Origin of the sequence: Microbacterium sp. NPDC090007 (assembly GCF_044748345.1) — a bacterium.
Taxonomy (GTDB): domain Bacteria; phylum Actinomycetota; class Actinomycetes; order Actinomycetales; family Microbacteriaceae; genus Microbacterium.
Window position 1 is genome coordinate 921,048 of sequence record NZ_JBIVFV010000001.1, and the last position, 11,859, is coordinate 932,906.

The following is an 11,859-nucleotide window of genomic DNA, read 5'->3' on the forward strand; positions in this document are numbered from 1 at the left end:
AACCTTCCGAGATGAGTGATTCCTCCCGTGAAGAAGAGACCCTGGGCGCCACCCGCGAAGGGGACAACCCCGCCGAGAAGGACCCGTCCGACTGGGTGACGGGCGATGAGCCCATGACGGCGCCCCAGCGCAGCTACCTCGACACGCTCGCGCGCCAGGCGGGCGAGGAGATCCCCGCCGACCTCACCAAGGCCGAGGCCTCGGAGCAGATCGAGCGGCTGCAGTCCGAGACCGGCCGCTCGAGCGAGTGACCACGTGAAGGAGCCCCCGCGATCGGCGATCGCGGGGGCTCCTTCTGTCGGGAGCGCGCTCAGGCGGTCCGGGCGGAGTGCTCCTCGGCGGACATGCCGTCGATGTCGGCGCGCTCGCCGCGGGCGATGTCGTCCAGGAAATCGGCCACGATCCGCCGCTCGGCCGGGCCCAGTCGTGCCGCGGCGGCGACCGCCGACGCGCGGCGGACCGACAGGATGCGGCGGGCGGGGGAATCGAGGTCGATCTTCTCGCGCACGACGATCGACCGGCGGTCGCCCGGGTACGGCTCGCGTTCGACCCATCCCGCTTCGGCGAGACGGTCGATGAGCGCGGTGGTCGCCGCGGACGAGATGCCGAGCATGGACGCCAGCAGGCGCGGGGTCACGGGCTCGTCGTCCGGTTCGCGCTGCAGCAGGAATCGCAGGACCTTGGCGTCGTTCGGACCGATGCCCAGTGAACTCAGAGCCGCGCGCTCGGACGCGACGCCCGAATCGGTGAGGTCGTTGAGCGCTTTCACCACGTCGTCCGCTGTCGCTGAGTGTCTCATGTCGCCTCCCCCGGTTTTCTCGGTGCGCTAGTGTCTTCGGTACCAATCAAGTAGGTAACCGTTCTACTCACCATGGTACCTGTCTGCCATGGCGGTCGGCAGGGGGCTAGACGGGCGGTCCTGACGTAGGATGCCCTGGTGGAAAACGGTTCGGATTCGTCGCGTTACTGGTATGGCGCGAGTGACGAAGACCGTCGTCGTCGCGCCGTCGATGTTCTCCAGGCCTTCCGCGTCTACCGTGCCGCCGAAGTCGCGATGCGTCGTCGCACGCGCGAATCGATGTCGATGGGTGAGAACGAGCTGCTGGTGCTCCGCTATCTGCTCAAGGCCGCCGGTCAGCAGCGACAGGTCTCGCCGAGCGAGCTCACCCGCTACCTGGGGGTCTCGACCGCGTCGACGACGGCGATCGTGGACCGTCTCGAGAAGTCGGGCCATGTCACGCGCGTGCCGCACCCCACCGACCGGCGCAGCATCTTCATCGTCGCCACCGCGGCGAGCGACCAGGAGGTGCGCGAAACGCTCGGATCCATGCACGCGCGCATGATGGCGGCGGTCGTCGACATGACCCCCGAAGAGAGTTCGGCCGTCATCGCGTGCCTCGGGCGCCTTCAGGATGCCGTCGACCAGGTCGATCCGCACCCCGTCGACGCTGCCGCCGCCCACTGAGTCGTCAGGTAGTCAGGCGACCGAGAAGGTAGGCGGCCTTCTTTCCTCGAGATCATTAGGCCCTCGCCGATGGCCGTGAAAGCATGTGGTTATGGACGACACCATTGCGCACCAGCCGTCGTCCGACCGCGCCCCCGGGGTCGTCGACGTGGTCGACGGCGTCGAGGTGGCGTTGTTCGAGGACGTCGTCCTGCGTCTGTGCGCCGCCTACCCCCGCGAGGACCCCGTGCACGTCGAAGCCATCGTGCTGCGCGAGTGGGAGGCGTTCTCGGCCGGTCGGCCGCTGGTCGTCCCGACGGCGGTCGAAGAGGGCGCGCGCGAGATCCTCGGCCAATTCTCCGCCTGAGTCACGTCCCGGGCGCGCCGGGTTCCGGAACCAGGAGCAGGCCGCCGGAGGAGTTCGCCGAGGCGGCGAGCGCCTCGATCCACGCGCGACTGAGCACGGCCGGCTCGGGCTCGTCGAAGACGAACCGCAGGGGGATGGACGGGTGCAGCCACACGGTGGTCCGCCCCACCTCCTGACCGGGACCGTGCGTCCACGAGAGAGTGAAGCTCTCTCCGCGGCGCAGCTTGGTCGCGACGACGACCTTGACGTGCGCGAGCGCGCGATCCTCGATCTCGATCGGAGTCGCGACGTCGCCGTAGTAAAGGGTTCCCACACCGCGACGTTAGTCGTGCCGTCTGCGTGAGCCCCGGGGTTGCTTCGGTCTCGACGACGTGGCATCCCGGAAAGCGGATGAGGGTGCGTTCCTCGGATAGGCTCGCAGGTATGGGCCGATTCATCTACGACACCGTCGCCAACGCCGTCGACATCGACGACCGCACGCTCGCGCACCTGCGCATCGTCGTGATGAACAAGCTGCGCCGCTCGGAGTCGTTCATGTTCGACGTCGAGGTCGGCGACGGCAGCGGGCGTCGGAGCTTCTGGATGCACCCGTCGGTGCCGATCCAGTTCCACTTCTACGGCAGCCGCCAGCCGCGCATCAACCGCGTCTGGGTCGAGGACCTCATGCTCGCGGCCTCCGGCCCCAACGGCCTGGCGATCACGCCCGAGCCCAGCGAGGACGCGCACGTCGAAGAGGGCTGAGGCTCAACCCTTCTCGCGGCGGTCCACCGGGTCGCCCTGCTCGGTCGGGGTGATGTCCTCGGGTACGAGCATGATGCCGCCCGATGAGTTCGCGCTGTCGGCGAGACGTTCGATCCACTCCCGACTGAGCGTGGTGGGTTCGGTTGCATCGAAGACGAACCGCAGCGGGATGGCGGGGTGCAGCCAGAGCGTGCTGCGACCGCGTTCCTCGTCGTCGCGGTGACGCCACGACAGCGTGAAGCTCTCGCCGCGACGCAGCTTGGTCGAGATCACGACTTTCAGATGGGCCAGAGCGCGGTCCTCGATGTGGACCGTGGTGCCGCTTCCCCCGTAGTGAATGGTCCCCATGCGGCCACGATACGCCAGCGCGGGCGTCGGATAGGCGGCGGGGTGGCGGGTGTCAAGACGGGGTCTGTGCGACCCCGGGCGTGTCACAGTGAGGATGAGCACGGAAGGAGGGCACCGTGACGCATCCCCCGACTCCGCGGCATCCCGAACCAGCGGACGACCCCGACGACCTCCCGGACGTCTTCCAGGGACTGATCGGCATCGACGTCGTCGACGGCGAACTCGTCCCTCGCGCGTCCGAGCCGCCGCGGACCTGAGTTTTCAGCGACCTCGTAGTCACCCTCGCTAGCGTGGGGGCATGGCCGACCCGCTGGACGATCAGCAGATCACCGTCTCCGGTGCGGCGCTGCGTGCGATGCGCGACGAGTTCCAGCGCTTCTTGATGGAGTACCGCTTCGGGCTGGCCGAGGTCGAGACCAAGATCTCCATCCTCCGCGAGGAATTCCAGGAGATGCACGACTACAACCCGATCGAGCACGTCTCGAGTCGGGTGAAATCGCCCGACAGCCTGGTCGACAAGGTGCGCCGCAAGGGCATCGACACGGACTTCGAGTCGATCCGCGCGGCGATCACCGACATCGCCGGCATCCGGGTCACCTGCTCGTTCGTCGACGACGCCTACCGGCTGTCGAAGCTGCTCACCCGGCAGGACGACATCACCGTCCGCGACGTGAAGGACTACATCGCGCGGCCCAAGGCGAACGGGTACAAGAGTCTGCACGTGATCGTCGAGGTGCCGGTGTACCTGTCGACCGGACGGGTCGACGTCCCGGTCGAGGTGCAGTTCCGCACCATCGCGATGGACTTCTGGGCGAGCCTGGAGCACAAGATCTACTACAAGTACGACCGCCTCGTCCCCGACGAGCTGCTCGCCGAGCTCAAGGACGCCGCCGTCACCGCCGCCGAGCTGGACAGCCGGATGGAAAGACTCCACCGCGAGATCCGCGGCGCTCGGCCCGGGGTGGTCCCCCTCGCCCCCGGCGCACCAGAATAGGACGATGAGCGACGACGACGCCCGACTGGACGACGTCGCCGCCGACCTGCTCTCGTCGCCGCCGACGCGCTTCACCGCTGCCCGCGCGGAGCGTGCCGCCGCCGCCGCCGCGCCCCTCGCCCGTCGTATCGCCGGCCTGCGCAAGCCCACCGTGGCGGCCTGGGCGGTGAACCTGCTCGTGCGTGACGGTCGACTGGGCGAGGCGGTCGAGCTGTCACGGGCCCTTCGAGAGGCGCAAGAGGATCTGGATGCCGCCGAGCTGTCGCGCCTGGGACGCCAGCGCCGACAGCTGGTCTCGGCGCTCGCCCACCGCGCCGCCGAGCTCGCCGCCGACGCCGGCACCGTGCTCAGCGCGTCGATGGCCGAGGCGGTGCAGAAGACCATCAATGCCGCCGTCGTGGACGAAGGGGCGGCGGCGGCGATCCTCACCGGTCGACTGATCGCGGCCGTCGACCTCGCCGACCTCGATGCCGAGACCCTGCGTCGCGCGGTGGCGGGCTCGCTGCCCGAGACGCTGCCCGCCTCGATCTCGCCGGGCCGCGACGATCTCGCCGCCCGGCGGGCCCGCAAGGCCGCCGAGCGCGCCCTGCGCGAGGCCGACCGTGCCCGGGCCGACGCCGAACGCGAGCTCGCCTCGAGCGACAAGCGGCTCGCGACGGCGCGAGAACGGGCCGATCGCGCGGGCGAGCGCGTCGCCGGGTTACAGGCCGAGCTGGCCAGGGCCGAACGCGACCTCGCCGATGCCGACGAGGTCGTGCAGACCCGCGAGCGGGAGCGCACCGCCGCGGCCGACACCCTGCGCGCGGCCGAGCGTGCGCGGGAGCGCGCCGCGGTCGCCCGAGACGAGGGGGAACGATGAGCCGGCGCCTCACCGAGCTGTTGCGCGAGGCGAGGGCGCGTCTCTCCGACGCGCCGCGCGAGCGCTTCGGCGATCTGCAGGAGGGACGTCGGCTGCTCGGCATCCCGCGCCCCGCACGCATCGCGACCCGTGGGCTCGCCTGGCACCTCGGGGTGCTCCTGCTGACCGATGACGACGTCCTCGCGACCGGCGACATCGTGCGCTCCCGCGCCGAGGTGCGCCGCGGCTTCGCCGCGGAGTCGCAACGCCGACGTGCCGAGCTCGCGGCCGCCGCCGCCCGTGGGGGTGTGCCCGAGGGTGAGACGGTGCACATCGGGTGGACGGTCCTGGATCCGGACGGCCTGTCCGCCCGGTCCGTGCCGTTGGCCGTGCGCGGCGGCGACGTGCTCGTGCGCTGGAGCGCCGCCGGGGGGTACATGCCGCTCGGGCGCTACCTCGACGAGCGCATCGAGCTGCTGCGGCATCCCCCCGAACGCGCCTGAGGAGCGCGATAGGTCGGCTGCTGCGCCGCGGATGCATAGTCGGCGACCGGTCGGGTGTCAACAGTCGACACCGCGTCATTCGAGGGAAACCACGCAGGTCTATCGTGAGCACGTGCAGCAGGTATGGCCAGGATCCAGTTATCCCCTCGGGGCCACTTACGACGGTAACGGGACGAATTTCGCCCTGTTCAGTGAAGGAGCGCAGAAGGTCGAACTCTGCCTGTTCGACGAGGACGGCACGGAGACGTGCGTCGAGCTGATCGACGTCGACGCCTTCGTCTGGCACGCGTACCTTCCCAACGTGCAGCCCGGTCAGCGCTACGGCTACCGCGTGCACGGCGAGTACGACCCCGCCAACGGCAAGCGCTTCAACCCCGCCAAGCTCCTGCTCGACCCCTATGCCAAAGCGGTCGAGGGTCAGATCGACTGGGGTCAGCCGGTCTTCAGCTACGAGTTCGGCGACCCCGACTCGTTCAACGACGAGGACTCCGCCCCGCACATGATGAAGGGCGTGGTCATCAACCCGTTCTTCGACTGGTCGGGCGATCGCCAGCCGAAGATCCCCTACGCCGAGAGCTTCATCTACGAGGCGCACGTGCGCGGCCTCACCCAGCTGCACCCCGACGTCCCCGAGGAGCTGCGCGGCACCTACGCCGGCATCGCCCACCCCGCCGTCATCGAGCACCTCAAGAAGCTCGGCATCACCGCCATCGAGCTCATGCCGGTGCACCAGTTCGTCAACGACTCGACCCTCGAAGAGAAGGGCCTGTCGAACTACTGGGGCTACAACACCATCGCCTTCCTCGCCCCCCAGAACACCTACTCCTCGACCGGGGATCACGGCCAGCAGGTGCAGGAGTTCAAGGCCATGGTCAAGGCGCTGCACGCCGCCGGCATCGAGGTCATCCTCGACGTGGTCTACAACCACACCGCCGAGGGCAATCACATGGGCCCCACCCTGTCGATGCGCGGCATCGACAATGAGGCGTACTACCGCCTCGAGGACGACGACAAGCGCTACTACACCGATTACACCGGCACCGGCAACAGCATGAACGTGGGCAACCCCCACACGCTGCAGCTGATCATGGATTCGCTGCGCTACTGGGTGCTCGAGATGCACGTCGACGGCTTCCGCTTCGACCTCGCCTCGACCCTCGCGCGCGAGTTCTACGAGGTCGACCGTCTCGCGGCGTTCTTCGAACTCGTGCAGCAGGACCCGATCGTCTCGCAGGTCAAGCTCATCGCCGAGCCGTGGGACGTGGGCCCCGGAGGGTACCAGGTCGGCAACTTCCCGCCCCAGTGGACCGAGTGGAACGGCAAGTACCGCGACACCGTCCGCGACTTCTGGCGCGGCGAGCCGCAGGCGCTCGCGGAGTTCGCGTCGCGGTTGACCGGCTCGGCCGACCTGTACGAGCACTCGGGGCGCTTCCCCGTGGCATCCATCAACTTCGTCACCGCCCACGACGGCTTCACGTTGCGCGACCTCGTGTCCTACAACGACAAGCACAACGACGCCAACGGCGAAGACAACAACGACGGCGAATCGCACAACCGCTCCAGCAACATGGGCGTCGAAGGTCCCACCGACGACCCCGAGGTGCTCAAGCGCCGGGCGCAGCAGCAGCGCAACTTCATCGCGACGCTGCTGCTCAGCCAGGGCGTGCCGATGCTGCTGCACGGCGACGAGCTCGGGCGCACCCAGGGCGGCAACAACAACGGCTACGCCCAGGACAACGAGATCACCTGGGTGGACTGGTCGAGCGTGGACACCCCGCTCATCGAGTTCACCGCCGCCCTCGCCCGTCTGCGCAAGCAGCACCCCACCTTCCGCCGCAGCCGGTTCTTCGACGGCCGCCCCGTGAAGATGGAGGAGGGGGCGCCGATCCCCGACGTGGTGTGGACGCGTCCGGACGGCTCGCTCATGCAGCCCGAGGACTGGGACAACGGCTTCGGCCTGGCGGTGGGGGTCTTCCTCAACGGCCAGGGCATCCGCGAGCGCGACCGCCGCGGTGAGTCCATCAGCGACGACCACTTCCTCGTGCTGTTCAACGCCGGCGACGACAAGGTCGACTTCCGTCTTCCCGACTTCGAGTACGCGCCGAAGTGGGACGCCTACGTCGACACCGCGGGCGAACGCGCCAACACGGAGCCGCTCAACCCGGGCGAGACCCTGCCGCTCGAGCCGAAGTCGCTGATGGTGCTGCGCGAGCACCACCTGCCCGAGCCCGAGGTCGACCACTCGGTCGCCGCCTCGCTCACGGCGCAGATCCAGACCATCGGCTCCGACGACGTGCCCGGCCAGGCGCCCAAGCCGGAGCTCTGAACGACATGCGGCATCCGCTCTCGACATACCGCCTGCAGATCCGCGACAGCTTCACCCTCGACGACGCCGCCGAGGTCACGCGATATCTCCGTGACCTCGGGGTGTCGTGGGCGTACCTCTCGCCGCTGCTGGAGGCCACGCCCGGGTCCGACCACGGGTACGACGTCGTCGACGTCACCCGGGTCGATCCCGCGCGGGGAGGCGCCGAGGGGCTCGACCGGTTCGTGCGCGCCGCGCGCGCCGACGAGCTCGGCATCCTGATCGACATCGTCCCCAATCACATGGGCGTCTCGGAGCCGCGCAGCAACGCGTGGTGGTGGGACGTCCTGCGTCAGGGTCGCGCGTCGACCCACGCGGACTCGTTCGACATCGACTGGGACTTCGGCGACGGCAAGGTGCGCGTGCCGATCCTGGGCGCCGACCTGGCCGACGAGATCGGCGAGATCTCGTACGACCCGACGCCCGCGGGCGATGCGCCTGACGGTCTGATCCGCTACTACGAGCACGCCTTCCCGGTCGCGCCGGGGACGGGGACGGATGCCGCGGCCTCGGGCTCGCGGTCCGCGATCGAGCAGCTGCTGGACGCGCAGAACTTCGAGCTGCGGTTCTGGCAGGACGAGGCGGCTGACCTCAACTACCGGCGGTTCTTCGCGGTGACGACCCTCGCGGGCGTGCGCGTCGAGCTGCCCGAGGTGTTCGACGCCACGCACGCCGAGATCCTCCGCTGGGTGCGCGAGGGGCTCGCGGACGGACTGCGCGTGGATCACCCGGACGGCCTCGTCGACCCGGGCGGCTACCTCGACCGGCTCGCCGTCGCCCTCGAGGACGCCGGCGAGGGCGAGGTCGGCTACGTGCTCGGCGAGAAAATCCTCGAGCACGGCGAAGCCCTGCCCTCGTGGTGGAAGACCGCCGGCACCACCGGCTACGACGCCCTCGCCGAGATCGACCGCGTGCTGACCGATCCCGCCGGAGAGGCGGCGCTGGACGGCCTCGATGCGCGCCTGCGCGTCGACAGCGACCTCGCGCCGCTGACCGGCTGGCACGACATGATCCACGACACCAAGCGCAAGATCGCCGACTCGATCCAGGTGTCCGAGATCCGCCGCATCGTGCGGGGGCTTCCCGCATCGCTTCGCGAGGAGTTCGAGGCCGACGTCCTGCAGGACGCGCTCGCCGAGATCCTCGCCTGCTTCCCCGTCTACCGCTCCTATCTACCGGCCGGCCGCGCGCACCTCGACGCCGCCGCGGGCGAGGCCGAGGTGCGCCGCCCCGAACTGGGCGACGTCATCGAGAAGCTCGTCCCGGTGCTCGCCGACACGAGCCTCGAGGTCGCCTGGAGGTTCCAGCAGACGACCGGTCCCGTGATGGCGAAGGGCGTCGAGGACACCGCGTTCTACCGCTACACGCGACTGGGCTCGCTCACCGAGGTGGGCGGCGATCCGGGCGAGTTCTCGCTCGACGTCGCGGGCTTCCACACCGCGCAGGCGCTGCGGCACGCCTCGTGGCCGACCGCCATGACCACGCTGTCGACGCACGACACCAAGCGCGGCGAGGACACGCGCGCCCGCATCGCGGTGCTCGCGGAGATCCCCGAACGCTGGGCCGAGGTGCTCGCGGAGTTCCGCGACATCGCGTCGACCGGACACGGGCCCTTCGACAACCTGCTCTGGCAGGCGATCGTCGGCGCGTGGCCCGCGTCGGCCTCGACGCCCGAGGGCCTGAAGGTCTACCGGGAGCGTCTGCACGCGTACGCCGAGAAGGCGGCGCGAGAGGCGTCCGAGGCCACGGGCTGGTGGGAGCAGGACGAGGCCTTCGAGGAGCGCATGCACGCGGTCGTCGACGCGGCCACCGGACCCGCCGCCGAACGCGTGCGCGCCTTCGTCGACGAGATCTCGCCGGCGGGGTGGTCGAACGGCCTGTCGGCCAAGCTGCTGCAGATCATGGGCCCCGGCGTCCCCGACGTCTACCAGGGCTCGGAGCTGTGGGAGCAGTCGCTCGTCGACCCCGACAACCGCCGCGCGGTCGACTTCGCCGAGCGGGCCCGCCTGCTCGCGCAGATCGACGCGCCGGGGGCACGTCCTCCCGCGGTGGATGCCACGGGCGCGGCCAAGCTGCTCGTGACCTCGCGCGCCCTGCGGGTGCGCCGCGAGCACCCGCTCGAGATCTACCGTCCGCTGGAAGCGGCGGGAGTGGCCTCCGCTCACGTCGTGGCGTTCGACCGCGGCGGCGTGTTCGCCGTGGCGACCCGCCTGCCCCACGGGCTGGAGGCCGCGGGCGGCTGGCGCGACACGGTCGTGCTGCTGCCCGACACGCCCGTCGTCGACGTGCTGACCGGTCGATCCTTCGCCGGCGGCCCGACCCCCCTGGCCGATCTGCTGGCGTTCCTCCCGGTCGCCCTGCTGATCTTCTGACCATCTCTTCGCGAGCGCGTGAGGCGCCGGGAATCGTCGCCTCACGCACTCGCGAAGCGACAATTCCTGGCACCTCACGCGGAGAGAAGGACACCGGCATGAGCATCGACGTTTGGGCACCGAAAGCAGAGCGGGTGCGGCTGCGACGGTTGGACGACAGCGGCGACACCGTGATCGAGGACATCGAGATGGAGTCGGCGGCCGACGGCTGGTGGACGGCGCCGGTCGACCTGACCGACGGCGAGCGGTACGGCTTCGTGCTGGGCGACGGCGACGATCTGCGTCCCGACCCGCGCTCGCGTCGTCAGCCCGGCGGCGTGCACGAGGCGTCGGCGTGGTTCGATCCCTCGGTCTACGCGTGGAACGACGCCGCCTGGACGGGCAAGCAGCTCGCCGGCGGTCTGATCTACGAGCTGCACCTGGGCACCTTCACCCCCGAGGGGACCCTGGATGCCGCGATCGGCCGGCTCGACCACCTGGTCGACCTCGGGGTGACCCACGTCGAACTGCTGCCGGTGAACGGCTTCAACGGCACCTGGAACTGGGGCTACGACGGGGTGCTCTGGTACACCGTCCACGAGGCCTACGGCGGACCCGAGGCGTACCAGCGCTTCGTCGACGCCGCCCACGCGGCGGGGTTGGCCGTCATCCAGGACGTCGTCTACAACCACCTCGGTCCCTCGGGCAACTACCTGCCCGAGTTCGGCGCGTACCTACGCGAGGGCAGCCGCAACACCTGGGGCGACTCGGTCAACCTCGACGAGGACGCCGTGCGGGCCTACATCGTCGAGAACGCCCTGATGTGGATGGGCGATTACCACGTCGACGGTCTGCGCCTGGATGCCGTGCACGCGCTGCTCGACCACCGCGAGCCGCACGTGCTGCAGCAGATCGCCGAGCGCACCGACGCCCTGTCGGCCCACCGCGGCATCCCGCTGACGACCATCGCCGAGAGCGACATGAACGACCCGAAGCTCATCCTGCCCCGTGAGGCCGGCGGATACGGCCTGACCGCGCAGTGGTCGGACGACTGGCACCACACCGTGCACGTCGCGTTGACCGGCGAGACGACGGGCTACTACGAGGACTTCGCCGATCCCGGCGCGTTCCGCAAGGTCAACGAGGGCGGCTTCTTCCACGACGGCACCTACTCGTCGTTCCGCGAGGAGAAGCACGGCAAACCCGTACCCGCGGACGTGCCGAACTGGCGCCTGGTCACCTTCGCGCAGGACCACGACCAGATCGGCAACCGCGCCGCCGGGGATCGCCTGTCGCAGACGCTCGGTTACGACCGCCTCGCCGCCGCGGCCGTGCTGACGCTGACCGCCCCCGGCACTCCGATGCTCTTCATGGGCGAGGAGTGGGGAGCGAGCACGCCCTGGCAGTTCTTCACCTCGCACCCGGAGCCCGAGCTCGGCACGGCCACCGCCGAGGGGCGCATCGCCGAATTCGCGAAGATGGGGTGGGACGAGGACTCCGTGCCCGACCCGCAGGATCCCTCGACGTTCGAGAACTCCACGCTCGATTGGGACGAGGTGGGCGAGGGCGACCACGCTCAGCTGCTCGGTCTGTACCGCGAGCTGGCGAAGCTGCGTCGCGAGCGACCCGAGCTCACCGACCCGTCGCGCGAGGGGCTCTCGGCCGTCACGCGCGAGGCCACGGGTGGTCGCGTGTACGAGCTGCGCCGCCGCGATCTGGTCGTGACCGTGAACCTCTCGGATGCCGAGACCACGGCATCCGTCGTCTCGGGCTCCCGCGTGCTGCTGGCCACCGCCGAGGGCGTGGTCCTCGATGGCGCGACCGTCACCGTCCCGGCCGGGGCGAGCGCGATCATCGGTCCCGTTCTCTGAGGCACCCGCTGACGGCCCCGTCCCCGCGGGGGCGGGG

General features: G+C 69.9%; 14 protein-coding genes. 11 read left to right on the forward strand and 3 right to left on the reverse strand.

Annotated elements, in window-relative coordinates:
* Nucleotides 1-11: 11 nt before the first annotated feature.
* Entirely contained in the window at nucleotides 12-251 is a 240-nt protein-coding gene (locus ACIPVB_RS04300) for a DUF3072 domain-containing protein (protein ID WP_400367282.1), read from the forward strand.
* Between the two features lie 59 nt (nucleotides 252-310).
* Here the strand turns inward: ACIPVB_RS04300 and ACIPVB_RS04305 are convergent, their stop codons facing one another.
* Nucleotides 311-799, reverse strand: coding sequence for a MarR family transcriptional regulator (locus tag ACIPVB_RS04305; RefSeq protein WP_400367284.1), 489 nt, complete (start codon nucleotides 797-799; stop codon nucleotides 311-313).
* 138 nt (nucleotides 800-937) lie between these two features.
* Here ACIPVB_RS04305 and ACIPVB_RS04310 point away from each other — a divergent pair, with 138 nt between their 5' ends.
* Both ACIPVB_RS04310 and ACIPVB_RS04315 read left to right on the forward strand, forming a co-directional pair.
* On the forward strand, nucleotides 938-1,465 hold the full coding sequence (locus ACIPVB_RS04310) for a MarR family winged helix-turn-helix transcriptional regulator (protein WP_400367286.1): 528 nt from the start codon (nucleotides 938-940) through the stop codon (nucleotides 1,463-1,465).
* Between the two features lie 91 nt (nucleotides 1,466-1,556).
* Nucleotides 1,557-1,811 carry a hypothetical protein gene (locus ACIPVB_RS04315; RefSeq protein WP_400367288.1) on the forward strand — a complete coding sequence of 85 codons (255 nt, stop codon included), beginning with the start codon at nucleotides 1,557-1,559 and terminating at the stop codon, nucleotides 1,809-1,811.
* 1 nt (nucleotide 1,812) lies between these two features.
* On the opposite strand, the gene ACIPVB_RS04320 is transcribed toward ACIPVB_RS04315, so the two are convergent.
* Nucleotides 1,813-2,124: a hypothetical protein gene (locus tag ACIPVB_RS04320; RefSeq protein WP_400367290.1), complete on the reverse strand. Its 312-nt coding sequence runs from the start codon at nucleotides 2,122-2,124 to the stop codon at nucleotides 1,813-1,815.
* A gap of 110 nt (nucleotides 2,125-2,234) precedes the next feature.
* Here ACIPVB_RS04320 and ACIPVB_RS04325 point away from each other — a divergent pair, with 110 nt between their 5' ends.
* Nucleotides 2,235-2,552, forward strand: coding sequence for a hypothetical protein (locus ACIPVB_RS04325; protein ID WP_055959437.1), 318 nt, complete (start codon nucleotides 2,235-2,237; stop codon nucleotides 2,550-2,552).
* A 3-nt stretch (nucleotides 2,553-2,555) separates the two neighbouring features.
* Here ACIPVB_RS04325 and ACIPVB_RS04330 read toward each other — a convergent pair whose 3' ends face one another.
* Nucleotides 2,556-2,900, reverse strand: coding sequence for a hypothetical protein (locus tag ACIPVB_RS04330; protein ID WP_400367292.1), 345 nt, complete (start codon nucleotides 2,898-2,900; stop codon nucleotides 2,556-2,558).
* Nucleotides 2,901-3,016: 116 nt separating this feature from the next.
* Here ACIPVB_RS04330 and ACIPVB_RS04335 point away from each other — a divergent pair, with 116 nt between their 5' ends.
* From ACIPVB_RS04335 to treZ, 7 genes are all read left to right on the forward strand, one after another.
* The gene (locus tag ACIPVB_RS04335; protein ID WP_400367294.1) at nucleotides 3,017-3,157 is read left to right on the forward strand and encodes a hypothetical protein; all 141 of its coding nucleotides are present in this window, start codon (nucleotides 3,017-3,019) and stop codon (nucleotides 3,155-3,157) included.
* A gap of 41 nt (nucleotides 3,158-3,198) precedes the next feature.
* Complete coding sequence (locus ACIPVB_RS04340) at nucleotides 3,199-3,894, forward strand: GTP pyrophosphokinase family protein (RefSeq protein ID WP_400367296.1); 696 nt, start codon at nucleotides 3,199-3,201, stop codon at nucleotides 3,892-3,894.
* Nucleotides 3,895-3,898: 4 nt separating this feature from the next.
* The gene (locus tag ACIPVB_RS04345; protein WP_400367298.1) at nucleotides 3,899-4,753 is read left to right on the forward strand and encodes a transposase; all 855 of its coding nucleotides are present in this window, start codon (nucleotides 3,899-3,901) and stop codon (nucleotides 4,751-4,753) included.
* On the forward strand, nucleotides 4,750-5,235 hold the full coding sequence (locus ACIPVB_RS04350; protein ID WP_400367299.1) for a glutaminase: 486 nt from the start codon (nucleotides 4,750-4,752) through the stop codon (nucleotides 5,233-5,235). The genes ACIPVB_RS04345 and ACIPVB_RS04350 overlap by 4 nt, the downstream gene beginning before the upstream one ends.
* 112 nt (nucleotides 5,236-5,347) lie before the next feature.
* Nucleotides 5,348-7,561 carry a glycogen debranching protein GlgX gene (glgX, locus tag ACIPVB_RS04355; protein ID WP_400367300.1) on the forward strand — a complete coding sequence of 738 codons (2,214 nt, stop codon included), beginning with the start codon at nucleotides 5,348-5,350 and terminating at the stop codon, nucleotides 7,559-7,561.
* Between the two features lie 5 nt (nucleotides 7,562-7,566).
* A complete protein-coding gene (gene treY, locus ACIPVB_RS04360; RefSeq protein WP_400367302.1) occupies nucleotides 7,567-9,972 on the forward strand; it encodes a malto-oligosyltrehalose synthase in 2,406 nt (801 codons plus the stop codon).
* Nucleotides 9,973-10,070: 98 nt separating this feature from the next.
* Entirely contained in the window at nucleotides 10,071-11,822 is a 1,752-nt protein-coding gene (gene treZ / locus ACIPVB_RS04365; RefSeq protein WP_400367304.1) for a malto-oligosyltrehalose trehalohydrolase, read from the forward strand.
* Nucleotides 11,823-11,859 lie beyond the last annotated feature (37 nt).

Coding starts and splice junctions, on each gene's coding strand:
- ACIPVB_RS04300 (WP_400367282.1), top strand. CDS start 12: ATGAGTGATTCCTCCCGTGAAGAAGAGACCCTGGGCGCCACCCGCGAA.
- ACIPVB_RS04305 (WP_400367284.1), bottom strand. CDS start 799: ATGAGACACTCAGCGACAGCGGACGACGTGGTGAAAGCGCTCAACGAC.
- ACIPVB_RS04315 (WP_400367288.1), top strand. CDS start 1,557: ATGGACGACACCATTGCGCACCAGCCGTCGTCCGACCGCGCCCCCGGG.
- ACIPVB_RS04325 (WP_055959437.1), top strand. CDS start 2,235: ATGGGCCGATTCATCTACGACACCGTCGCCAACGCCGTCGACATCGAC.
- ACIPVB_RS04330 (WP_400367292.1), bottom strand. CDS start 2,900: ATGGGGACCATTCACTACGGGGGAAGCGGCACCACGGTCCACATCGAG.
- ACIPVB_RS04340 (WP_400367296.1), top strand. CDS start 3,199: ATGGCCGACCCGCTGGACGATCAGCAGATCACCGTCTCCGGTGCGGCG.
- ACIPVB_RS04345 (WP_400367298.1), top strand. CDS start 3,899: ATGAGCGACGACGACGCCCGACTGGACGACGTCGCCGCCGACCTGCTC.
- ACIPVB_RS04350 (WP_400367299.1), top strand. CDS start 4,750: ATGAGCCGGCGCCTCACCGAGCTGTTGCGCGAGGCGAGGGCGCGTCTC.
- treY (WP_400367302.1), top strand. CDS start 7,567: ATGCGGCATCCGCTCTCGACATACCGCCTGCAGATCCGCGACAGCTTC.
- treZ (WP_400367304.1), top strand. CDS start 10,071: ATGAGCATCGACGTTTGGGCACCGAAAGCAGAGCGGGTGCGGCTGCGA.